21 protein-coding genes are annotated in these 21549 nt (G+C 67.6%); 17 read left to right on the forward strand and 4 right to left on the reverse strand.

Annotated elements, in window-relative coordinates; translation table 11 throughout:
- Positions 1 to 2: 2 nt before the first annotated feature.
- The 5 genes from sufC (at position 3) to Q8T13_19690 (ending at position 4111) form a co-directional block, all read left to right on the forward strand.
- On the forward strand, positions 3 to 758 hold the full coding sequence (gene sufC / locus Q8T13_19670) for a Fe-S cluster assembly ATPase SufC (protein MDP3719986.1): 756 nt from the start codon (positions 3 to 5) through the stop codon (positions 756 to 758).
- Positions 758 to 2023, forward strand: coding sequence for a Fe-S cluster assembly protein SufD (gene sufD / locus Q8T13_19675; GenBank protein MDP3719987.1), 1266 nt, complete (start codon positions 758 to 760; stop codon positions 2021 to 2023). The genes sufC and sufD overlap by 1 nt, the downstream gene beginning before the upstream one ends.
- Positions 2023 to 3267: a cysteine desulfurase gene (locus tag Q8T13_19680; GenBank protein ID MDP3719988.1), complete on the forward strand. Its 1245-nt coding sequence runs from the start codon at positions 2023 to 2025 to the stop codon at positions 3265 to 3267. The genes sufD and Q8T13_19680 overlap by 1 nt, the downstream gene beginning before the upstream one ends.
- Entirely contained in the window at positions 3264 to 3710 is a 447-nt protein-coding gene (locus tag Q8T13_19685; GenBank protein MDP3719989.1) for an SUF system NifU family Fe-S cluster assembly protein, read from the forward strand. The genes Q8T13_19680 and Q8T13_19685 overlap by 4 nt, the downstream gene beginning before the upstream one ends.
- A gap of 95 nt (positions 3711 to 3805) precedes the next feature.
- On the forward strand, positions 3806 to 4111 hold the full coding sequence (locus Q8T13_19690) for an SUF system Fe-S cluster assembly protein (GenBank protein ID MDP3719990.1): 306 nt from the start codon (positions 3806 to 3808) through the stop codon (positions 4109 to 4111).
- 25 nt (positions 4112 to 4136) lie between these two features.
- Here the strand turns inward: Q8T13_19690 and Q8T13_19695 are convergent, their stop codons facing one another.
- On the reverse strand, positions 4137 to 4517 hold the full coding sequence (locus tag Q8T13_19695; GenBank protein ID MDP3719991.1) for a hypothetical protein: 381 nt from the start codon (positions 4515 to 4517) through the stop codon (positions 4137 to 4139).
- A gap of 98 nt (positions 4518 to 4615) precedes the next feature.
- On the opposite strand from Q8T13_19695, the gene Q8T13_19700 reads away from it, so the two are divergent.
- Positions 4616 to 5092, forward strand: coding sequence for a hypothetical protein (locus tag Q8T13_19700; protein MDP3719992.1), 477 nt, complete (start codon positions 4616 to 4618; stop codon positions 5090 to 5092).
- 3 nt (positions 5093 to 5095) lie between these two features.
- Here the strand turns inward: Q8T13_19700 and Q8T13_19705 are convergent, their stop codons facing one another.
- A complete protein-coding gene (locus Q8T13_19705) occupies positions 5096 to 6511 on the reverse strand; it encodes an amidohydrolase family protein (protein ID MDP3719993.1) in 1416 nt (471 codons plus the stop codon).
- Entirely contained in the window at positions 6508 to 8676 is a 2169-nt protein-coding gene (locus Q8T13_19710) for a multicopper oxidase family protein (protein ID MDP3719994.1), read from the reverse strand. The genes Q8T13_19705 and Q8T13_19710 overlap by 4 nt, the downstream gene beginning before the upstream one ends.
- A gap of 84 nt (positions 8677 to 8760) precedes the next feature.
- Here Q8T13_19710 and Q8T13_19715 point away from each other — a divergent pair, with 84 nt between their 5' ends.
- From Q8T13_19715 to Q8T13_19765, 11 genes are all read left to right on the forward strand, one after another.
- The gene (locus Q8T13_19715; GenBank protein MDP3719995.1) at positions 8761 to 9333 is read left to right on the forward strand and encodes an NAD(P)H-dependent oxidoreductase; all 573 of its coding nucleotides are present in this window, start codon (positions 8761 to 8763) and stop codon (positions 9331 to 9333) included.
- 4 nt (positions 9334 to 9337) lie between these two features.
- Positions 9338 to 10120 (forward strand): class I SAM-dependent methyltransferase, encoded by a 783-nt coding sequence (locus Q8T13_19720; protein MDP3719996.1) that lies wholly within the window; start codon positions 9338 to 9340, stop codon positions 10118 to 10120.
- A gap of 14 nt (positions 10121 to 10134) precedes the next feature.
- A complete protein-coding gene (gene folB, locus Q8T13_19725) occupies positions 10135 to 10494 on the forward strand; it encodes a dihydroneopterin aldolase (GenBank protein ID MDP3719997.1) in 360 nt (119 codons plus the stop codon).
- Complete coding sequence (locus Q8T13_19730; GenBank protein MDP3719998.1) at positions 10491 to 11216, forward strand: SDR family oxidoreductase; 726 nt, start codon at positions 10491 to 10493, stop codon at positions 11214 to 11216. Before folB ends, Q8T13_19730 begins: the two co-directional genes overlap by 4 nt.
- Positions 11217 to 11218: 2 nt before the next feature.
- A complete protein-coding gene (locus Q8T13_19735; GenBank protein ID MDP3719999.1) occupies positions 11219 to 12379 on the forward strand; it encodes a phosphatidylserine/phosphatidylglycerophosphate/cardiolipin synthase family protein in 1161 nt (386 codons plus the stop codon).
- Positions 12376 to 12951 carry a CYTH domain-containing protein gene (locus Q8T13_19740; GenBank protein MDP3720000.1) on the forward strand — a complete coding sequence of 192 codons (576 nt, stop codon included), beginning with the start codon at positions 12376 to 12378 and terminating at the stop codon, positions 12949 to 12951. The genes Q8T13_19735 and Q8T13_19740 overlap by 4 nt, the downstream gene beginning before the upstream one ends.
- Before the next feature lie 36 nt (positions 12952 to 12987).
- Positions 12988 to 13824, forward strand: a complete 837-nt coding sequence (locus Q8T13_19745; GenBank protein MDP3720001.1) for a hypothetical protein — start codon at positions 12988 to 12990, stop codon at positions 13822 to 13824.
- A 59-nt stretch (positions 13825 to 13883) separates the two neighbouring features.
- Positions 13884 to 14621: a M28 family peptidase gene (locus Q8T13_19750; protein ID MDP3720002.1), complete on the forward strand. Its 738-nt coding sequence runs from the start codon at positions 13884 to 13886 to the stop codon at positions 14619 to 14621.
- A 13-nt stretch (positions 14622 to 14634) separates the two neighbouring features.
- The gene (locus tag Q8T13_19755) at positions 14635 to 15789 is read left to right on the forward strand and encodes a hypothetical protein (protein MDP3720003.1); all 1155 of its coding nucleotides are present in this window, start codon (positions 14635 to 14637) and stop codon (positions 15787 to 15789) included.
- Between the two features lie 97 nt (positions 15790 to 15886).
- Entirely contained in the window at positions 15887 to 18226 is a 2340-nt protein-coding gene (locus Q8T13_19760; GenBank protein MDP3720004.1) for a TonB-dependent receptor, read from the forward strand.
- A 52-nt stretch (positions 18227 to 18278) separates the two neighbouring features.
- Entirely contained in the window at positions 18279 to 19160 is an 882-nt protein-coding gene (locus Q8T13_19765; protein ID MDP3720005.1) for a hypothetical protein, read from the forward strand.
- A gap of 65 nt (positions 19161 to 19225) precedes the next feature.
- On the opposite strand, the gene Q8T13_19770 is transcribed toward Q8T13_19765, so the two are convergent.
- Positions 19226 to 21517, reverse strand: a complete 2292-nt coding sequence (locus Q8T13_19770; GenBank protein ID MDP3720006.1) for a Tex family protein — start codon at positions 21515 to 21517, stop codon at positions 19226 to 19228.
- Positions 21518 to 21549: the final 32 nt, after the last annotated feature.

Raw genomic sequence — 21549 nt, forward strand, 5'->3', positions numbered from 1 at the left:
TCATGCTCGAAGTCAAGAATCTGCAGGTCCGGGTCGAAGACAAGGAAATTCTCCGCGGCATCAACCTCACGGTGAAGGCCGGCGAAGTGCACGCCATCATGGGGCCCAACGGCTCGGGCAAGAGCACGTTCGCGCGCGCCCTCGCCGGCCATCCCGGCTATGAAGTGACCGGCGGCGAGGTGCACTACCAGGGCCACGACCTGCTCGACATGGACCCGGACGAGCGCGCCCGCGCGGGCGTGTTCATGGCGTTCCAGTACCCGGTGGAGATCCCCGGCGTCAACAACGCCTATTTCCTCAAGGCGGCGCTCAACGCCAAGCGCAAGCAGCAGGGGCTCGATGAACTCGACGCCATGGACTTCATGGCGCTCGTCAAGCAGAAGCTCAAGGTCCTGCACGTGGACGAGTCGATGCTGATGCGGTCGGTGAACGAGGGCTTCTCGGGCGGCGAGAAGAAGCGCAACGAGATCTTCCACATGGCCGTGCTCGAGCCGACGCTCGCCGTGCTCGACGAAACCGACTCGGGCCTCGACATCGACGCCCTGCGCGTGGTCTCGGACGGCGTCAACGCGATGCGCAGCCCCGAGCGCTCGTTCATCGTCGTCACCCACTACCAGCGCCTGCTCGAGTACATCGTGCCCGACTACGTCCATGTGCTCGCCGACGGACGTATCGTCCGCTCGGGCGGCCGTGAACTGGCCCTGGAACTGGAAGAGAAGGGCTACGCCTGGACCGAACCCACCGGAGCGAGGAAGTAATGGAAGCTCTCGTGCAAGCCGCGCCGGCGTGGGTCAAGGAACGCCGCGAGGCGGCGGCGACGCATTTTGCCGCGGTCGGCTATCCGACGACCCGACTCGAGGATTGGCGCTTCACCAACGTGTCGCCGATCGCCGAGGCCAACTGGCCCCTGGCGCAGGGCGCGTTCGCGCAGGCGGCGGAGCTGGTGTCATCCGTCAACGTTCCGGGCGCCGTGCGCCTGGCCATCGTCAATGGCCAGTTTGCGGCGGGCCTGTCGGACTTGAGCGCGTTACCCAAGGGCCTGCGCATTGCCAGCCTGCGCGACGGCGCGCGCGATGCGACGGACGGGATCGAGACGCACCTCGGCAAGGTGTTCAGCATCGCCGCGCATCCGTTTGCGGCGCTGAACACGTCGTTCCTGGATGACGGCGTCGCGATCATGGTGACCAAGGGGGCGGTCGTCGAGACGCCCATTCATATCGTGATCGTCACCGGCGGCGACCAGCCGGTGGTGGCGCATCCGCGCGTCCTGATCGTGGCCGGCGAAAACAGCCAGGTCCGCGTGGCGCAGTCCTTCATTGGCGCCGCGGGTGCGACGTACTTCAACAACGCGGTGGCGGAGGTCGTGGTCGGCCAGGGCGCGCGGGTCGAGCTCTACACCGATCAGCGCGAGTCGGACCAGGCCTTTCACCTCGCCAACATCCAGGCGCATGTCGAAGCCAGGGGCGTGTTCGAGTCGCACGCCTTCTCGACCGGCGCCCGCATCATGCGCCACGACATCGGCATCGGCCTCAAGGGCGAAGGCGCCGACTGCACCATGAACGGCGTCTACCTCGCCGACGGCGAGCGGCTCATGGACACCCACACCTCGCTCGATCACGCCATGCCGCACTGCACCAGCCACGAAATCTACAAGGGGATCCTGGCCGGCAAGTCGAAGGCGGTGTTCAACGGCCGCATCATCGTGCAGCTCGACGCGCAGAAGACCGACGCCAAGCAGACCAACCGCGCGCTGCTGCTGTCGGACGATGCGACCATCAACTCGAATCCGCAGCTCGAGATCTTTGCGGACGATGTGAAGTGCACGCATGGGGCAGCGGTGGGGCAGTTGGACGAAGAGGCCTTGTTCTATCTGCAGGCCCGCGGGTTGAACCGCGAAGAAGCCCGCGAGATGCTGCTGCACGCGTTTGCCGGCGAGGTCATTCAGGGCCTGAAGATCCCGGCCTTGCGCGAGCAGATCGAGAGCAACTTCTTTGCGCGCCTTCGCAAGGACACGGCCCGCTGATGGCCACGCTCACCAGGGCCGCCGTGCCGTTCGACGTCGATCAGGTGCGGGCCGACTTCCCGATCCTGTCCGAGCGGGTGCATGGCAAGCCGCTGGTCTATCTCGACAGCGCCAACACCAGCCAGAAGCCTGAAGCCGTGCTGAAGGCGATGGACGATTACTATCGCCACGCCAACGCCAACATCCATCGCGCGACCCACTTGTTGAGCGAGCGCGCGACGGCCCTCTACGAGGGCGCCCGGGCCAAGACGGCGACGTTCGTGAACGCGCCCGACCCGCGGACGATCGTGTTCACCAAGGGCACGACCGACGGCATCAACCTGGTGGCCCAGGCCTACGGCCGGTCGATGCTGAAGCCCGGTGACGAAATCCTGCTGTCGTGGCTCGAGCACCACTCGAACATCGTCCCATGGCAGATGGTGGCGGAACAGACCGGCGCGGTGATCAAGGTCGTGCCGATCAACGAAGCCGGCGAGCTCGAGCAGGAGGCTTACGCGGCGCTGTTGTCGGCGCGCACGAAGATCGTCGCGGTCGGGCATGTCTCGAACGCGCTCGGCACCATCAACCCGATCAAGGCCATGATCGAACAGGCGCACGCCGTCGGCGCCGTCGTCCTGGTGGATGGCGCGCAGGCGGCGCCGCACCTGGTGATCGACGTGCAGGCGCTTGATTGCGATTTCTACGTGCTGTCGAGCCACAAGATGTTCGGACCGACCGGCACCGGCGTGCTGTACGGGCGCGCGGCGTTGCTCGAGGCGATGCCGCCCTACCAGGGCGGCGGCGACATGATCGCGTCGGTCACGTTCGAGAAGACCCTCTTTAACCAGGTGCCGTACAAGTTCGAGGCCGGCACGCCCAACATGGCGGGTGTCGTCGGGTTGGGCGCGGCCATCGAGTACCTGGCGGGCATCGACCGCGAGGCCGCGCTGGCCCACGAAGATGCCGTGCTCGCCTACGCCACCGCGCAGGTGAAGCAGATGCCCGGCGCCCGCGTGATTGGCGAGGCCCGCCACAAGACCGGCGTCCTGTCGTTCATGCTCGAGGGCGTGCATCCGCACGACGCGGGCACTATTCTCGATCAGCAGGGTGTCGCGGTGCGCACCGGCCAGCACTGCGCGCAGCCGGTGATGGATCGCTTCTGTATTCCCGCGACCATCCGCGCGTCGCTGGGCATTTACAACACGCGCGAGGACATCGACGCCCTCGTGCGAGGCCTGCATAAGGTGCGGGAGCTGTTCGTATGAGCGAGCTCGCCGACCTCTACCAGGAAGTCATCCTCGACCACAACCGGCGCCCGCACAACTTCCGGGTGATCGAGGGGGCGACCAAGCAGGAAGGCTACAACCCGCTCTGTGGCGATCGCCTCACGCTGTACGTGGCGATGGAGGGCGGCGTGATCAAGGACGTTGCGTTCCAGGGCTCGGGCTGCGCCATCTCCAAGGCCTCGGCCTCGCTGATGACCGACGCCCTCAAGGGCAAGACCGCGGATGAAGCGCGGGCGTTGTTCGACCAGTTCCACGCCATGATCACGTCGGACCATGACGGCCCGACGGCGGATCTGGGCAAGCTGTCGGTGCTCGCGGGCGTGCGCGAGTTTCCGACGCGCATCAAGTGCGCCAGCCTCGCCTGGCACACCATGAAGGCGGCGGTCGCGCATGAGAGCGACGCGCCGGTATCCACCGAATGAATTTGCCAGTCATGACCACCGGCGGCCTGCCCGAAGACAGCGCCGCCAACGAAGTCAGCCAAGCAACCGGCGACATCACGCCGGATCCGGTGAAGATGGACACCATCGCCCCGAAGGTGGTCGAGGCGCTCAAGACCGTCTTCGACCCGGAGATCCCCGTCAACATCTATGAGATGGGGCTAATTTACGACGTCATCATCGACGCCGCCGGACTGGTTGGCGTCAAGATGACGTTGACCGCGCCGGCCTGCCCGGCCGCGCAGTCCCTGCCGATCGAAGTGCGCGACAAGGCGCGTTCGGTCGAGGGCGTCACCGATGCCAAGGTCGAGGTGGTGTGGGATCCTCCCTGGACCAAGGACCGCATGTCGGATGCGGCCAAGCTCCAGCTCGGGATGCTCTAGCTGGGGTTCGCGCGACACGCCGATTTCACCTGGCCTTGTGAGACGACTCCACCAGGACCAGGCCGGCGCCGAGCCCTGCCGGGAGCCGGTCGCCCAACCCGCTCAGGTTGAAGCCTTCGCGAATCTTCCCTTTCACCACGACCCGCGCGCCGTCGCGCGGGACGCCCTTGTCGGAGACCACCCAGAGCTGCCCGGAACCGTCCCTGAGGCGATACGCGCCTCGGGAGCCGACCGAGAAGCTGTCGGTGACTTCGCCCGACACGTTGACCTCCTGGTCGCGATAGCGGCCGGGATCGCTGAGGACCTTGTTGATGGTGACCGACGCGCACGCCGCCGTCGCGAGGGCCGCCAGCAGCGCGAGCGTGCCGAGCGCCAGGATTCGTGGTCGATGGCTGGTGATGCTCATAAGTAAAGCTTCGCGCGTCGGGCCGGGTTGAATCTGTGCCGGATTGCACAGCACCACGGACCAAGCCCCAAGCCCCGTTCCGGCGTCATAATGGGCATATGCGGGTATTCGCGCTGACCGCTCTACTTCTCGGCCTGGCGGCGCCCGCGTGGGCGCAAGAGCCACCGGCCGAGGCGCCCGTGGACCCCAACCGGTTCGGCGTGTCCCTCGAGCGCATCCAGAAGGGGCTGTTTCTCACCGAGTCGCGCGAGAAGGATCAGCAGGCCGGAACGGCCTTCCGGCTCGAGTACCAGGTCCAGGTGTACGGCATGGCCCCGAAGATCGAAGTGCTCAAGGGCGTGGATCTGTTCAACGGCCCTGTGCCCGGTTCGGCCCCCTCGCACCGGCAGTTCATCGAGCATGTCACGCCGCAGATCTACCGCACGCCCGGCCTGCCGCTGTCGGCTGGCATCTTCTGGCTCGCGAACCAATTCTGGGAGTCGAGCAAGAAGTCGCGCTGCGAGGAGGAGATCGCCAACTATCGCGCCCTGCTCATGGAGGGCGTGAACGTCGCGGCTCCCCGCTGCACGCAGTAGCCGTCAGCGAATCCCGACCAGGCCCTTTACCGACTGGACGAGCGCCGGCGCGTCGTAGCCGGCGCCGTCCTTGAAGACCAGCGTCATCTGCCGGATGTCGCCGGGCGTGGTAATCGGGTTGCCGCGAATCACCGCCAGGTCGGCGATCTTGCCAGCCGTAATCGAGCCCAGGTCCTTGTCCACGCCGAGCATGCGCGCGCCGTTCAGCGTCATGATCCGGATGGCTTCGACCGGCGTGAAGCCCGCCTCGATCAGCAACTCGTAGTTGCGCTGGTCGCCGAATCCCGGCAGCGCGCCGCCGACGCCGGTGGGATCCACGCCCGAGCCCAGCAGCCCGCCCGCGCGCACGAACATCACCTCGAACTGCTGCGCCCGCTTGAACAGCTCCGGCATGGTCGACTGGGCCGAGCGCGCCGAGAACTCCTTGCGCGCGGTGAGGTACTCCTCGCGCGCTTCCGGCGACAGCGCCTCGAGCACGCGATCCTCGAGCGGCGGCCGGTCGGGGAACGACAGCTCGTAGACGGCCAGCGTCGACGACATCGCCACGCCGTTCTTGATCATCTCGGCGATCGTCTGCTTCACCTCAGGGCCGTTCATGTCGACCTTGAGCAGGCTGTCGCGCATGTTGTCGTGACAGTGGTCCGGCTGCCGGTTGGGGACGTAGTCGCTGTTGGTGAAGAAGCCGTGCTCGAGATTGTCAATCCCGAGCGCCACCGCCTCGCGGAACGACACCGAGCAGAGATGGCCGGTAAACTTCAGCCCGCGCGCGTGCGCCGCGCGGACCGCCGACGCCAGGGCCTCGCGGCTGATGTCGGTGTAGGCCTTGAACCAGGTGACGCCCTCATCGGCCCAGTAGTTGACGATGCGGCGCGCCTGTTCGGAGGTGCCGACCTGCGCCATGGTCGAGGCGCCGCCCGGCCCGGTGAGGTAGGGGCCGGTCAGGTGCAGGCGCGGCCCCGGGATCTCGCCGCGGTCGATGCCGCGCTTCATGTTGATCTCGTGATACGGCGAGGTGCCGCCGGTGGTGCGCGCGGTGGTGATGCCCGAGCCGAGGTAGAGGCGCGGTGACGAGAACTGCAGCTGCACGCTGCGGCCGCGCGTCGTGTAGAAGGTGTGGTTGTGCATCCCGACCAGGCCGGGAATCACGGTGTGGCCGGCCAGGTCGAGCACCCGCGCACCGGCCGGAATCGGCGCGGCGGCCGCGGCGCTGACGCTACTGATGCGGCCGTCGCGAATCACGATGGTCTGGCCCTCGGCCGGCGGCGCGCCGGTGCCGTCGACCACGCGCACGTTGGTGAGCGCCACGACCGCCTCCGGCACGGTCACGTATTGCCGGACCGCCGGCGTTAGTTTCGAGGCCGGTTGGGCAGCCGTGGCCACGGGGCACAACAGGAGCAGGACGAGGAGCGATCGATTCATGGTGTGACCTCGAAGACCATTCGCATGCCGGTCTCAATGTGCTCGGCGACGTGGCAGTGTAACATCCACTTTCCGGGATTGGTGACCTCCATCAACACCTCGGTGGTGAAGCCTGCCGGCAGCAGCACCGTGTCTTTCCAGACCAGGTGACTGTTGGCCACCCCGTTGGTGGACACCACCAGGAAGCGCTGGCCGTGGATGTGCATCGGGTGGTGCATGGCGTGCAGCGACGCGCGATCGTTCACGAACCGCAGCTTGACCATGTCGCCGACCTTGAAGCGCCAGTGGATGTCCATGTTGGTGCGGCCGGTCGCCGTGTCGCGCAGCAGCCACTGCGCCTGCCGGCCCGACACCACCCAGTCCATTTCCGGCATGGTCCCGGTCCACTCCACCGGGTTGCGGTAGACCGACTCGAACGTCATCATCGGCCGCAGCGGAAACGGCAGGTCGCCGGCCTGCAGCGTGACCAGCAGCTCGTGATCCACCGGCCGCGCGAGGTGAGGCCGCATCACCGCCAGCTCCGCCGCCGCGGCGGCCGGCTCGCGCAGCGTTCCAAACGCGGCCGCCAGGTCGGGGGACGCGGGCGCGCTGCCGACTGAGACCACGCCGACCTCGATCCGCTCCTCGAAGAAGCGCGCCTGGATGTGATCGATGGCGCGGACACGATTCACCAGCGACACCGTGCCGGACTCATCGAAGCGCGCATCAACGATGAAGCGCTCGGCCGGGGCGATGGTGATGTTATCAACCCAGGTCTCGCGCGCGTAGCGGCCAAGATCGGAGGCGACCAGCTTCATGCGCACGCCGGAGCGGCCGGGCCGGCCGGGCCGCTCGAATGACAGGTTGAACACCCGCGTGCTCGACACGTTGGTGAGCAGCAGGCGGACCACTTCCCCCCGGCGCGCCGTGGCCTCCCAGCGCGGCTCACCGTTAACCATCAGGTAGTTGCCGAAGCGGCCCATGATCGCGTGCGTCGGCGACTCGCGGCCGTAGCCGACCGGCCGGTCGCCCGCGACCAGCAAGTCATCCAGCATCAGCGTCTCTTCGCGGTGCATCGGCCCGAAGAACCCGGGCTCGCGCGAGCGGACCAGCAGGTTGCCGTAGAGGCCGAGGTCCTGCAGCACGTCCTCGCGGTGATGCGGGTGATACCAGTAGAGGCCCGCGTCCGGAAACCGCACGGTGTACTCGAACCGGCCGCCCGGCGGCACCGGGTCCTGGGTGACGTGGGGCGCGCCGTCAAAGCGATTGTCGAGCCGCAGGCCGTGCCAGTGGATGGCGGTGGCGAAGTCGGTGTGGTTGATGAACGTGATCGTGACCGACGACTGTTCCGTGACGTCGAGCAGCGGCCCGGGATATTGGCCGTTGAACCCGAGCATGGTGAACGTGCGGCCGGCGACCTGGCGCCGCACCGGCGCGGCGGTCAGCGTGAGTCGATCGCCGTCCTGGAGCCGCATCACCTGCCGCGGCCGGGCGAGCGGCGTGTCGGCGGCGTCGGCCGGCAGGTACGACGACACGTCGGGCCGCAGCGTCATCATCGCGGGTGGCATCGACACGCCGGGATACATCGGCGGCGGCGTCCAGGCGCCGGGAGCCGGCATGGCGTGGCCGGCATGATCGGCCGCCGCGCCGCCGGCATCGATCATGCCGGCGAGCAGAAACGCGAGATCGTGCGGCTGCATCCGGACGCTGGCTGACGTGCCGCGCAGCACCAGCCGTCCCTCGCGAGTGGCGACGCCGGCGCGACGTTCCGCGGTGATCAGGATCAGGAACCGATCGAAGGGGATCCGTCCCAGCGTGACCTCGCCGTTGGCCACTTCGCCGAGCCGCAGCTCCGGGGTCATCTGCGGCGTGGTCGCCCACGCCACGTAGGTGGTGAAGTCGCCCAGGGACGAGGGCGGCGGCAGGCCGCGTAACGTCAGCCGCACGTCGTGCAGCGTCTCTCCCGCCGGCGACACCGCGATGCCAAACGGCGTCGGCGGCGGCACCAGCTGCGCCCGCCCGGTGCCCTGCTCGATCCCCATTCCCGGCAGCAGCTCAATACAGTAGAGATCCGGGTCGCCCGACGTCCGCGGATCCACCGACGCGCATGACACGGCCGGGGTGGCCGGCTGACCCGCCCCCAGTGTCGCCATGGCCAGGACGCCGACGATCGCCAGTCCCTTCACGACATGCATCCTAGCTGAGCGTCTCCACAAGAATGCAAGTATCCGTCAACACCGCTCATCGTCCACCGCGCTAAGATGATCGCCATGGTCACCGCGAAAATTCTGGCCTTTGCCGGCAGCGCGCGCCGCGACTCCTGGAACCGGAAAGTGCTGGCCGTGGCCGCGGCGGCGGCGCGTGACGCCGGCGCCGAGGTGACGGTCGTCAGCCTCGGCGACTATCCCATGCCGATCTACCACGCCGACTGGCACGAGGAGCACGGCGTGCCGCCGGCGATGCTCGAGTTGCGCGGCCTGATGATGGCGGCGAACGGCCTGCTGATTGCCAGCCCGGAATACAACACCTCGATCACGCCGCTGCTCAAGAACACCATCGACTGGCTGTCGCAGGACGCGAACGGCGAGAGCGGCCGGGCCCTATTCGAGGGCAAGGTCGGCGGGTTGATGGGCGCGTCCAACGGCGCGTTCGGCACCATCCGCGCCCTGCCTCATGTCTCGATGATCCTCGCCAACCTTGGGGTGCTGATGTTGCCGTTCGTTGCGGTGCCCGGCGTGGCGAAGGCGTTCGACGAAGCGGGCACCATGACCAACGAGCGCGCCAAGAAATCGCTGTCCGCGCTCGGCGCGCGCCTGGCGAACACCATCGTCAAGCTGGGTTAGCGCGGTGCTGCCGACCAGCGAATACGATCGCTTCGCCGACATCTACCAGGCCTGGACCGAGACGGCGGGCTCGACGCAGGCCAACCTGGCGTTCTACGTTGACGCCTATCTGAACGAGACGGGTCCGGTCGTGGAGTTGGGCGTCGGCGACGGCCGCATTGCCGTGGCGGCCGCGTCGAGGGGACAGTCCGTGATCGGCGTCGACTTGTCGGCCGCCATGCTCGAGCGCTGCCGCGTGCGCGCCCAGGACGCCGGCGTGCTCGATCGGCTCACCCTGCTGAACGCCGACTTCCGGACCTTTCACCTCGATCAGCCGGCCGGCTTGATTGCCTTGCCGTACCACAGCCTCGGCCATCTCGTCGCGCTCGACGACAAGCGCCGCGCGATCGCCCAGGTGTTTTCCCAGCTCCGGCCTGGCGGCCGCTTCGTCTTCGACGATTTCCTGATGACGCCGTCGCTCGTCGCTCACATGCGGCAGGTGCAGTTGCGGGCGGAGTACCAGCTGGCATCCGGCGCCGAGGCCCTGCTGTGGGTCACGTCACTCGTGGACGAGGCGGCGCAAACGATCCGGGTGGTGACGTGGGAAGATGAGCTCGACCCGGAGGGCGCGCTGGCGCGGCGGCGGTATCGCCGGCTGAGTCTCAGTTGGCTCGATCCGTCACAAGCGCGCACGCTGCTCACGGACGCCGGGTTCGTGGTCGACGCCTGCTTCGGTGACTTCGACGGCACGCCGTTCGCGGACCGCACGGCGCGCGAGCAAATCTGGATCGCCCGGAAGCCCACGTAGGAGACAATCACGTCATGATTGGAACTGCCGGCCTGCAAGGCCTCCGGGTGGAGTGTATTGTCGGCATTCTCCCACACGAACGTGCGGCCCGGCAGGCCGTGCTCTTCGACATCGCTCTGGACTACGACTTCGCGGCGGCGGCGGCGGCTGACGCGATTGGCGACGCCGTGGACTACTCGCGTGCGGCCAGCCTCGTTGCCGAACTGGCCGAGCGACGGGCCTTCCAGTTGATCGAGACGATGGCTGAAGAGACGGCGGCGATGTTGTTCGCCGAGTTCCCGCAGGCGCGGCGAGTCCGGATCGAGATTCGCAAACCGGCGGCGGTTCCGGCCGCCGCGTGCGCCTTCGTCCGCGTCGAACGGGTGCGGCCATGAGCGCCGCTGCGCCCGTCGCCGTGGTAACGGGCGGCGCCCGCCGCCTGGGCCGGCACCTGAGCCTGATGCTGGCCACGCGCGGCTACGACCTCGTGATTCTCTACCGCAGTTCCGGCGAGGAGGCGCAGGCCCTGGTGCAGGAGATCGCCGCCGCCGGACGCCGCGCACGCGCGATGGCGGTGGACGTGGCCGATGAGTCCCAGGTGGCCGCGGCCTTCGCAGGGATCGCGAACGACGACGGCCGGGTCGATCTGTTGCTGAACAATGTCGGCAACTACAACCCGCAGGACGTCACCGAGCTGACCCCGGCGGTGTGGGATGCCACGCTGGCCGCCAACTTATCGGGTGCCTACTACTGCTGCTTCCATGCGCTCAAGGTGATGCCTGCAGGGGGCAACATCATCAACATCGGGATGGCGGGCCTCGAGGGCATCCGCGCCAACGTGCGGGGCGCTGACTACTACGTCAGCAAGACCGGCCTGTTGTCGCTGACCCGGTCGCTGGCGGTGGGCTATGCCACGCGTCAGATTCGCGTGAACATGGTGTCGCCGGGCCAGCTCGATAACTCCATCGATCTTCCGCCGCCAGACGAGATTGGGCTCACCGTGCCGCTTGGCCGGGCCGGCGCGCTGCCGGACGTCGCCCAGGCGGTCGGCTACTTGCTCGATGCGACCTACGTCACCGGCGCCAACATCGACGTCGCCGGCGGCTACCGGCTGTAGGGTTGACGTTGATCACCAGCGCCTCTGCGCTAGTGCCGCTATGGAACCGCGGCGCCGAATGGGAGCGCCGCCTCGCCATGGTGCGAGAGGCGCGCGCGTTTCTGTACCTGTCCACCTTTTACGTCGAGCACGACGCGTATGGCGTCGGGATGCTGTCCGAGCTGACCGCCGCCCAGCGCCGGGGCGTGTCGGTGAACTTGCTGATCGACGGGTTCGGCCAGCGGCTGGGCGGCGTGTTGATGTCGAGCGAGCACCGGGCCGCGCTCGCCGCCATGCTCGACGAACTGCGCAGTGCCGGGGCGACCGTGACCACGTATCACCCAGTGCGACGGATGCAGCGGTGGCTGGGTGGCGGCCAGCACGTCAAGATCCAGGTAGCGGAGGGCGGCGAGGCGATCTTCGGCAGCAGCAACTTGAGCAGGTCGTCGTACGAAGGGTGGAACGAATACTCCGTGGCCGTTCGCGGCCCGGTCGTGCGGGTTCTGCTCGAAAGCTATCGAGCCATCGGTGGTACGGTCAACGACTCACATCTTCGGCAGCTGGACGCCGTGGCCGAGGCCGGTGCTGCGGACCTGGAGCTCGACTACTGGGTCTGCAACCCGAACAGCTCGCAGGGCATGACTGGGCCACTCGGCTGGCGCGGTGTCAACGTCGTGACCGACCGCCTGATCGACCGGATCGCCACGGCCCAGCGCTCGATCTGCATCACCAGTTTCTACTTCAAGCCGGTCGAGCCGCTGTTGGCGGCGCTGCTCGCGGCGGCCCGGCGCGGTGTGCATGTGGAAGTGCATCACTCGCATCGCGAGGCGCTGCCGGCCACCGACCTTGCGTGGCTCGCCGCGGCGGCCCACTACCATCGCCTGCTCGAGGCGGGCGTGCGCATTTACGAGAACCGTCACGGGGAGCATTCGAAGATCGTGCTGATCGACGAAGCGTGGGTGGCGTTCGGCAGCTACAACTTCGAGCACGCGGCCCACGATCGGCTGGCCGAGGCCATGCTGGCGAGTGCCGACGCCAGGGCCACGCGGCCGGCCGCCGAAATATTCGCGGAGCTGCGCCGGGATCCTGGCAACCTGCCGGTCACGCCGCAGGTCGTGGCCGAATGGCCGGTTCGCCTGGTCGCCCGGCTCAGGCTGCTCGGCCCATTCAAGAGGTGGATGTGACACTGCGCTTCAAGGAGATCGAACACAAGTTCATCGTCTCCGACCAGTTCGACCTCGCGCGTTTCCGGCAGGCGGTCACGGCGCTGGGCCCGACGCGGACCAGCACCGTGAGCGTGCAGGACCGCTACTTCCTGACCGAAGGCGGCAGCGCCCGCCGGTTTCTCGTGCGACATCGCTACGACGCCGAGCTGCATCACCTGACGATCAAGTCGCTCGAGGCCGACAACGAGGTCCGCATCGAGGTCAACCTCGACCTTGGGCACCACGCCGGTCCGCAGGCGGCGCAGGTCGACGCCTTCATGGGCCACCTGGGCGTGAGCTGGCGCGGCGAACTGCAGAAGGCACTCGAGGTGTGGTACTTCCCTGACTGCGAAGTCGTCTACTACGAGGCCGCCACTTCGTCTCGCGCCGTTCGGTGCGTGGAGTTCGAGGCGACGCGCAAGGACTCGCTGCCGGAGGCGCTGGCGACGTTGGAGCGCTTCGAACGCGCCACCGGGTTTGATGGCGCGTCCAGGACTCGCGAGTCGCTCCCGCAGATCCTGTTCCCCGATCTGGCGGCGCTCATCTCCTGACGGCTACCGTGGCCGCAGTCGTGGAATAATCCCGGCATGTCTTCAACCGTTCGTGCCCTTGCCTTTGTGTACCTGACGTTTGCCGCCCAGGCCGCCGCCGCCCAGCCGGGCGCGGTGCCTGCCGCCATCCGCACCGCGGCCGATGCCATTTCGGCCGAGCAGGTGGCATGGGACCTGGCGTTCCTGGCCTCCGACGAGTTACGTGGCCGCAATACGCCGTCGCCCGGCTTCGACATGGCCGCCGACTACATCACCGAGCGTCTGGCCCGCGCGGGTCTCAAGCCGGGCGGCGATGCGGGGGGCTTCCGGCAGCACTACGCGCTTCACGAGACGCGGGTCGATACCAATGGCGCGACCCTCGAGATCGCCGGACGCCGGTTCGCGCTTGGGCGCGACTTTGCCATGCAGTCGTTGGCCGCGCCGACGAGCGCCGAACTGCCGGTCGTGTATGTGGGCCACGGCTGGGTGATTCCCGGCCGCAAGATCGATCCGTACGCCGGCGTCGACGTGAAGGGCAAGCTCGTGCTCGCCCATGGCCCGCGCGCGTTGCCGCAGGGCGTGGTGGTGCAGCAACTCGGGCGCGTTGCCATCGATGCCGAGACGCCCTCGTGGCCGCGGCCGCGCGTGGCGCCGCCGGCGTGCTCTTCATCACCCAGGCCGCCGACCTGGTTCGGTGGGACGCGCTTAAGGGCAACAACACCGTGCGTCGCGAACTCGAGCCGCCGGTGCCCTCCGCTTACGCCGCCGCGACCATCACCTCGGTGTTGCTCACGCCGCCGGTCACCACGGCGCTGCTCGAGGGCGAGCTGGTCACTGGTCCGCAGGCGGTTCGCATTGGCGAGCCGGCGGCCTTTCCGGCTTCGTTCCAGCTGAAGAAGACGGCGCGGCTGCATGTGCCGGTCTCGGCCCCCACGGTCTATCGCCCCTACAACGTGGTCGCCATTCTTGAGGGCAGCGATCCGACGCTGAAGGACGAAGCCGTCACCGTGTTTGCGCACCTCGACGGCGCGGTCGGGTCGCGCGAGATTGCCGGCGACGCGATTTACAACTCGGCCGACGACAACGCCTCGGGCAGCGCGGCGATGCTGAACATCGCGGAGCAGATGGTGGCGGCGCCTCGTCCGAAGCGGACGATCGTGTTCGTGTGGGACAGCGGTGAAGAGCAGGGGCTGTGGGGCACGCGCTGGTTCGTGCATAGCCCGCCGGTGCCGCTGGCGCGGGTGGTCGCGCACTTCAACATCGACATGATCGGCGCCAGCCGGCGGCCCGGGTCCGCCGATGAAGCATCGAACCTGGTCACCGAGCGCAACGAGGTGTTCGTGATCGGTCCACAGGCCCTGAGCCGGCAGGCCAGCGTGCTGTTGGACCGCGTCAACGAGTCGTACTTGAAGTTGAAGTACAACCGCCAATACGACACGTCCGACAGCGAGTTCTTCTACCCGCGCACCGATGCCGGGCCGTTCCTCGAACGCGGCATCCTGACGATTGGCTTCACCACCGGCATCCACAACCGTTACCATCTGCCCGCGGATGAGGCGCGCGCGCTCGACCCGGTGCAGGTCCACGTCATTGCCCGAACGGTGCTGGCCAGTATCTGGATGGTGGGCGACGCCGCTGAGCGGCCGGGCATCGATCAGCCGATTCCGCGCACGGTGCCGCGCTTCCAGTAGAGGATTCCTGCCCATGACCATGAAACCTCTGGCGATTGCGGCGGCGGTATTGGCGGGACTCGCCGTGGCGCCCGCCATGCGCGCGCAGGCCGTGCTTGACGGTCCCTCCTTCGCCCAGGCTACGGAGGGCGGGCCCGTCGGTCCGAGCCCCTACGACGTTGTTCGCGGATGGCAAAAGCCGTTTGCCGCGCCCGGTTACGCCTTCGGGGGCAACTCCGGCGTCTTTGCCGAGTCACCGGATCGCATCTTCATCGCGCAGCGCGGCGAGTTCCGGCTGCCCGATCCAGTGCCTCCCGCGTATGCCGGCTTCGCTGGTTCGCTCAAGATGAACGTACTGAGCCTGGTCGATCGCCGCGAGTGGCGTAACTGCCTCTACACGCTCGACCGCGACGGCAACGTCAAGGAGCGCTGGACGCAGTGGGATTACCTGTGCGAGGGCTCGGGCGGCCCCGGGCCGCATCGCATTCGCATCAGCCCGTACGACAAGGAACGGCGCGTGTGGGTGATCAACGAGACCTTCCACCAGATTTATGTCTTCACCAACGATGGCAAGAAGCTCCTGCGCATTCTGGGTGAGAAGAACGTGCCCGGCGCCGGCGAACGGCATTTCGCCAATCCGCAGGATGTCGCGTTCCTGCCCGACGGCCGGGTGCTCGTGGCTGACGGCCTCGACAACCACCGCGTGATGATCCTCGACCGCGACCTGAACTACCTGGGCGAATTCGGCGGCAACGGCAAGGGGCCGGGCCAGTTCAACGGCGTGCACGCCGTGGCGACTGGCCCCGGCAACCGCATTTTCGCCCTCGATCGATCCGGCGGCCGCATCAACGTGTTCAGGACGACCGCCGATCCGAAGACGGTCGAGTTCGTCACCGCCTTCCCGGGCTTCTCGCTGCCGCTCGACCTGATCGTCAACGACGACAGCCTGTGGGTGACCGACCTCAAGCCGCTGCGCTTCGTGAAGCTCGACTTCGAAGGCAATCGCCTCTATACGTGGCTGGTCCCGCCCGATCTGCCGGATGGCTATCTCGAGGTGCACGCATTCTCGGTGGATTCAGCCGGCAACCTCTACGGTGGCGACAACCAGTACGGACGCACGCAGAAGTTCGTGCCCAAGCCGGGCGCGGATCCGACGCAGTTGATCCGCGCGCCGTGGGTGGCTCGGTAAGGCGACGGCCACCAACCACCGGTGCGACGATTAGCCGCACCTCGTCCGCGAGTGCTCCACTCCATACTCGGATCCTGAGTTTGGAAAAGGAGCGTTCATGTCCCTCGTTCGTTACGTTACGGTTCCCTTCGTCGTGCTTCTGTTCGTCGGCCTCGCGGTGTTGACAGAGGCGGCGCAGCCGTCGGGTACGATCGCCGGAACCATCACCGGACCAGACGGCGCCCGCCTGCCAGGCGTGACCGTGGTCGTCGCCGGTCCCCCGGGGGAAACCCTGGTCGTCAGCGGCGACCATGGCGGGTATCTCGTTACCGGCCTGCCGCCGGGCACCTACACCGTGCGGGCGCAGCTGCCGGGGTTTCGCGATTCGGAAGTGTCGTCCATCCAACTGACCGGTGGCAGAGCCACAGTTGACCTGCGCCTGACGCTGGCCGCCTTGCAGGAGGCCGTCAAGGTCACCGGCACGGCACCGGCCGACAGCCTCGAAGCGGCTCGCATCAACGAAAGCGGCGCGCGCGACGTGGGTGACGCGCTCACGACGGTGGCCGGAATCTGGAAAATCCGCAAGGCCGCCATTGCGAACGATCTCGTCCTGCGCGGTTACCAGGGCGACAATGTCAGCGTGCTCATCGACGGCATGCGCCTGTACGGCGCGTGTCCCGGGCACATGGATCGCACCGCCTTCCATGTGGACTTTGCCGAGGTCGAGCGGGTGGACGTCGCGAAGGGGCCCTTCGACCTTCGCAACCAGGGCAGCCTCGGCGGCGCGGTGAACATTGTCACCAAGCGCCCGGACCAGGGCTTCCACGCCACGCCCGGCCTCACCGCCGGTTCGTATGGGTACTTCAATCCGTCGGTGACGGCGTCCGCCGGCAACAAGCGGATCGCCGTGCTGGGCGGCTACTCGTTCCGGTCGTCAGACGCCTACACCGACGGCAACGGCGAGTCGATGCTGGCCGTCACCAACTATCGCCCGGGCGCCTACGACGAGAAGGCGTTCTCGATCGACACCGGCTGGGCCCGCGTCGACGTCGCGCCCGCGGACGGACAGGCCGGGCAGCTGTCGTACACGGCGCAGCGCGCCGACCTCATCCTCTATCCCTACCTGAAGATGGATGCGATCTACGACAACGCCGACCGCGTGAACGCCGGCTACGACTTCACCACTGGCGTGGGCAGGCTGGCGGGCATTCGCGCGCAGGGCTACTTCAGCCAGGTGAAGCACTTCATGACCGACCAGTTCCGCACGTCGGCGCCCGTGTCGGCCGCGCGTCCCTACAGCATGGGCACCCTGGCGCGAACCGAGACGATTGGCGGCAAGGTGGAAGCGACGTGGACCAACGGCTTTGCCGGCGTCGAGGTCTACACCCGCTTCTGGGGCACGGAGGGGGCCGCGATGATGAGCCAGTACCAGCCCACCTACGCGCTGCCCGACGTCACGACCGACGCCGTCGGCGTCTATCTCGAGCATGCAATCCTGCCGTCGGCGGCCTGGCGGCTCGATCTGGGTGCTCGCTACGACCATGCCTCCAGTGCCGCGGATACGGCCAAGGCCAACACCGATCTCTACTACGCGTATCACGACACGCGCGCCCTCGATGCCACGGACGCTGCGCCGTCGGCCAAGGCGCGGCTCACCTGGCAGCCATCCACCGATCTCACGCTGAGTGGCGGCATCGGTCTGACGGCCCGGGTGCCCGACGCCCAGGAACGCTTCTACTCGGTGGCGAGCATGGGCGCCGACTGGGTGGGGAACCCCGGGCTGGCCACGACCAGTAATGTCGGGCTCGACGCCACGGTGTCCTACAAGCGGCCCCGTGTGTCGCTGAACGCCTCGGCGTACCGGGACGACCTGAGCGACTTTGTCGCCGTCTACTCGCAATCGCGCGTCCACATGCCGGCGATGACAGTGCCCGGCATGGGAATGGGGATGCCCACGGTCAACACCAAGGCGCGGTCGTTTGCCAACGTTGACGCGACCATGACCGGGGCCGAGATCGAGGGCGTGGTGTCGCTTACCGAACGCGTGTTCGTGTCCGGGGATGTGTCAGGGGTCCGGGGTCGCCAGGACGCAAGGCCGGAGTTCGGCATCGCCAGCGCCAACCTGGCGGAGATCCCGCCCATGCGGTCGCGCCTGTCGCTGCGCTACGACGCGCGCAAGCCCCGCGGCGGCTACTTCCTGGAGGCGGAGGGCGTGTATTCGGCGGCCCAGGACCACGTGAACGCCGATGTCCAGGAGTCCACGACTCCCGGATACTTCGTCGGCAACGCCCGAGCCGGCGTGCAGATGAGGGCGGCGCAACTCACGCTGGGAATTGCCAACATCTTCGACCGGGCCTACGTCGAGCACCTGTCGTATCAGCGCGATCCCTATCGCTCGGGCGTCCGCGTCTACGAACCCGGCCGGAACATCTACGCGCTGATGAACGTACGGTTCTAGCGGCGCGCCGCCATCGCAGAGGTTGACGCAGGCGAGCACTTAACGTTTACTCATGATCATGGTGACCAAGAAGCGCTTGTTGATGACCTTGCTGCTGGCCGTGCTTACGGTCGAGGCGGCGCCGTTGTTCGCCCAGGAGCAGGTGACGGTTGTTCGGCGCAGCGGCGAAAGCGTGTCGGGGCGGTTCGAGGATTGGGTGCGCCAGACCGACACGGTCTACGTGCGCGTGACGCCGAATGATCAGCGACAATTCCGAATGGGTGACGTGCTGCTCATCGACGTGGGCGGCACCGGCACCAACCTGCCCGCCAACGAAACGCAAGCCGCGCAAGGGGCCGAGCACATCCTCGTGACGCGCCGCGGCGACGTGATGACGGGCCGGCTCGTCAGCATCGAGGGCGGCGAGGGCTCCGCCCACTCGACTGAGCCGCGTCGTGTCTCGTTTACGGCCGGTGGTGGCGAGCAGCGGCTCCTCTTGTCCGAGGTGGCGCGCATCTACCTGGGCAACTACCGACGTCCGACGGCGGCGGCGACCGAGCCGGCACCGGCCGCGCCCAACACGGCTGTGCCCGAGGGCAGCATTCGCGTGCCGGCGAACCAGCAGTGGACGGCGACCAACATCACCATCGGTCGCAACGACCGGGTGTTGTTCACGCCCGAGGGCGAGATCCAGTTGTCGGGTGAGGCCGACGACAAGGCGACGGCCAACGGTTCGCTCAAGGGACGCACCGCGCCAAACGCGCCCATGCCGGGCGTGCTCGCGGGCGCGCTGATTGGACGCATCGGCAACGGCGCGCCGTTCGCCATCGGCAACCAGAGCGTGCCCCTGCCCATGACCGGCCAGGGACCGCTGTGGCTGGGGATCAACGACGATGCGGTCGGCGACAACACCGGCGCGCTAGTCGTGCGCATCATCGTGACGCGCGGACGGTAAACGCCGGCGGCTGAGGCACCCTAGGCACCTTGGGCACCCTAGGCACCTTAGGCACCTTAGGCACCCTATTTCAGCGTCAGCTTCCCGAACGCCGCGCCCAAGGCGGTGTTCGGGACCGCGCGCGGCTGAACCTTCGGGTTCGATCCTTCGTGTTTGAACCGTTGTGGTTGAACCGGCGTGGTTGAACCGGCGTTGGAACCGCTCTTCATCGTCAACGCAATGCGCTTGCGCTCGATGTCAACCTCGACGACCCGCACCTTGACGATGTCGCCGGCCTTGACGACCTCGCGCGGATCCTTCACGAACCGATCGGCCAGCTGCGAGACGTGAACCAGGCCGTCCTGGTGCACGCCGATATCCACGAACGCGCCGAAGTTGGCGACGTTGGTCACCACGCCCTCGAGCGTCATGCCCGGCACCAGGTCGCGCAGATCCTGCACCCCGTCCTTGAACGCGGCGGTCTTGAACTCGGGCCGCGGATCGCGATTCGGCTTGTCCAGTTCCGCCAGCACGTCCTTGATCGTCGGCACGCCGTATTGCGCGTCAACGAAGTCTTCGGGCTTGAGCGTGCGGATCACCGGCGACTTGCCGATCAGTTCGCCGATCGCCAGGCCGGTTTGCGTGGCAATGCGCTCGACCAGCGGATACGCCTCGGGATGCACGGCGGACGCGTCGAGCGGGTTGTCGCCGTTCATCACCCGCAGGAAGCCCGCCGCCTGCTGATAGGTCCGCTCGCCAATGCGCGGCACCTTCAACAGCTGCTTGCGATTGCGGAACGCGCCGTGGGCGTCGCGGAACGAGACGATGTTCGTCGCGAGCGCGTCGGAGAGGCCCGAGATGCGCGCGAGCAGCGGCACCGAGGCGGTGTTCAAGTCGGCGCCCACCGCGTTGACGCAGTCCTCGACCACGGCGTTCAGGGTCTTGCCCAGTTGGAACGGGCTGACGTCGTGCTGATACTGGCCGACGCCGATCGCTTTCGGATCGATGCGCACGAGTTCCGCGAGCGGGTCCTGCAGGCGCCGGGCAATCGACACCGCGCCGCGCAGCGACACGTCGAGGTCGGGAAACTCCCTGGCGGCCGCTTCCGAGGCGGAATACACCGAGGCCCCGGCTTCAGACACCATCACCTTGGTCAGCGGCAGGTCGGGCAACGCCTTGATCAGGTCGCCGGCCAGCTTGTCGGTCTCGCGAGAGGCGGTGCCGTTGCCGATCGAGACGAGCTGCACGCCGTGCTTCGTGGCGAGCTGGCCCAGCGTTCTCAGTGAGCCCGCCCAGTCTTTCCGCGGCTCGTGCGGATAGATGGTGGCGGTCTCGACCACCTTGCCGGTGCCATCGACCACCGCGACCTTCACACCCGTGCGAATGCCGGGATCGAGGCCCATGGTGACGCGCTGCCCGGCCGGCGCCGCGAGCAGCAGGTCGTGCAGGTTGCGGCCGAACACCTTGATGGCTTCGAGCTCGGCCTGCTCGCGCAGGCGTTGTTCGGCGTCGAGCTCCAGGTGTCCGAGCAGCTTGACCTTCCACGTCCAGCGGACGGTTTCGGCCAGCCACTTGTCGGCGGGGCGGCCCTGGTTGCTGATGTTGGCGCGGCCGGCAATGCGGCGTTCCGGCTCGGTCGGGCCGTCCACGCCTTCGTCAGGCAGGCCGATCGACAGGCGGAGAAACCCTTCCTTGCGCCCGCGCAGCAGCGCCAGCGTGCGGTGCGAGGGCACCGCCTTCACCTGTTCGGTGGCGGCGAAGTAGTCGGAGTACTTGACGCCTTCGGCTTCCTTGCCGGGCACCACCACCGACTTCCACTCGCCGCGTTCCCACAGCAGCGTGCGCAGCCCGCCGACCAGCTCCGCGTCCTCCGCGAAAGTCTCCATCAGGATCCAGCGCGCACCTTCGAGCGCGGCCGCGGCATCGGCGACGCCCTTGTCGGCATCGACATACGCCACGGCGGCGGTCTCTGGCGACAACGTCGGGTCGTGCCACAGCGCGAGCGCCAGCGGTTCCAGTCCGGCTTCGCGCGCGATCTGCGCCTTGGTGCGCCGCTTCACCTTGTAGGGCAGGTACAGATCTTCGAGCCGGGCCTTGGTGGCGGCGTCGCGGATGGCCGCTGCCAGTTCCGGCGTGAGCTTGCCCTGCTCCGCGATGCTCTTCAGGATCGCCGTGCGGCGATCGTCGAGATCGCGCAGGTAGGTGAGCCGCTCGTCGAGCGCGCGCAACTGGGTGTCGTCGAGGCCGCCGGTGGCCTCCTTGCGATAGCGCGCTATGAACGGCACGGTGGCCTTGTCGTCGAGCAGGGCGATGGCGGCATCCACCTGCGGCACGCGGACGTTCAGTTCTTCGGCAATCAGCTGGGCAATGGACTTCATGTGGGACTGGCGGACAGCAATGTGGCGTCCGG

It is taken from the genome of Acidobacteriota bacterium, assembly GCA_030697165.1.
Taxonomy (GTDB): domain Bacteria; phylum Acidobacteriota; class Vicinamibacteria; order Vicinamibacterales; family UBA2999; genus 12-FULL-67-14b.

Excerpts from the sequence above, each read along its gene's own strand:
- Q8T13_19695 (MDP3719991.1), bottom strand. The coding sequence starts at position 4,517 with ATGAGCATCACCAGCCATCGACCACGAATCCTGGCGCTCGGCACGCTC.
- Q8T13_19770 (MDP3720006.1), bottom strand. The coding sequence starts at position 21,517 with ATGAAGTCCATTGCCCAGCTGATTGCCGAAGAACTGAACGTCCGCGTG.
- sufC (MDP3719986.1), top strand. The coding sequence starts at position 3 with ATGCTCGAAGTCAAGAATCTGCAGGTCCGGGTCGAAGACAAGGAAATT.
- Q8T13_19745 (MDP3720001.1), top strand. The coding sequence starts at position 12,988 with ATGTCTTCAACCGTTCGTGCCCTTGCCTTTGTGTACCTGACGTTTGCC.
- Q8T13_19705 (MDP3719993.1), bottom strand. The coding sequence starts at position 6,511 with ATGAATCGATCGCTCCTCGTCCTGCTCCTGTTGTGCCCCGTGGCCACG.
- folB (MDP3719997.1), top strand. The coding sequence starts at position 10,135 with ATGATTGGAACTGCCGGCCTGCAAGGCCTCCGGGTGGAGTGTATTGTC.
- Q8T13_19700 (MDP3719992.1), top strand. The coding sequence starts at position 4,616 with ATGCGGGTATTCGCGCTGACCGCTCTACTTCTCGGCCTGGCGGCGCCC.
- Q8T13_19715 (MDP3719995.1), top strand. The coding sequence starts at position 8,761 with ATGGTCACCGCGAAAATTCTGGCCTTTGCCGGCAGCGCGCGCCGCGAC.
- Q8T13_19680 (MDP3719988.1), top strand. The coding sequence starts at position 2,023 with ATGGCCACGCTCACCAGGGCCGCCGTGCCGTTCGACGTCGATCAGGTG.
- sufD (MDP3719987.1), top strand. The coding sequence starts at position 758 with ATGGAAGCTCTCGTGCAAGCCGCGCCGGCGTGGGTCAAGGAACGCCGC.
- Q8T13_19765 (MDP3720005.1), top strand. The coding sequence starts at position 18,279 with ATGATCATGGTGACCAAGAAGCGCTTGTTGATGACCTTGCTGCTGGCC.
- Q8T13_19730 (MDP3719998.1), top strand. The coding sequence starts at position 10,491 with ATGAGCGCCGCTGCGCCCGTCGCCGTGGTAACGGGCGGCGCCCGCCGC.
- Q8T13_19690 (MDP3719990.1), top strand. The coding sequence starts at position 3,806 with ATGGACACCATCGCCCCGAAGGTGGTCGAGGCGCTCAAGACCGTCTTC.
- Q8T13_19755 (MDP3720003.1), top strand. The coding sequence starts at position 14,635 with ATGACCATGAAACCTCTGGCGATTGCGGCGGCGGTATTGGCGGGACTC.
- Q8T13_19685 (MDP3719989.1), top strand. The coding sequence starts at position 3,264 with ATGAGCGAGCTCGCCGACCTCTACCAGGAAGTCATCCTCGACCACAAC.
- Q8T13_19760 (MDP3720004.1), top strand. The coding sequence starts at position 15,887 with ATGTCCCTCGTTCGTTACGTTACGGTTCCCTTCGTCGTGCTTCTGTTC.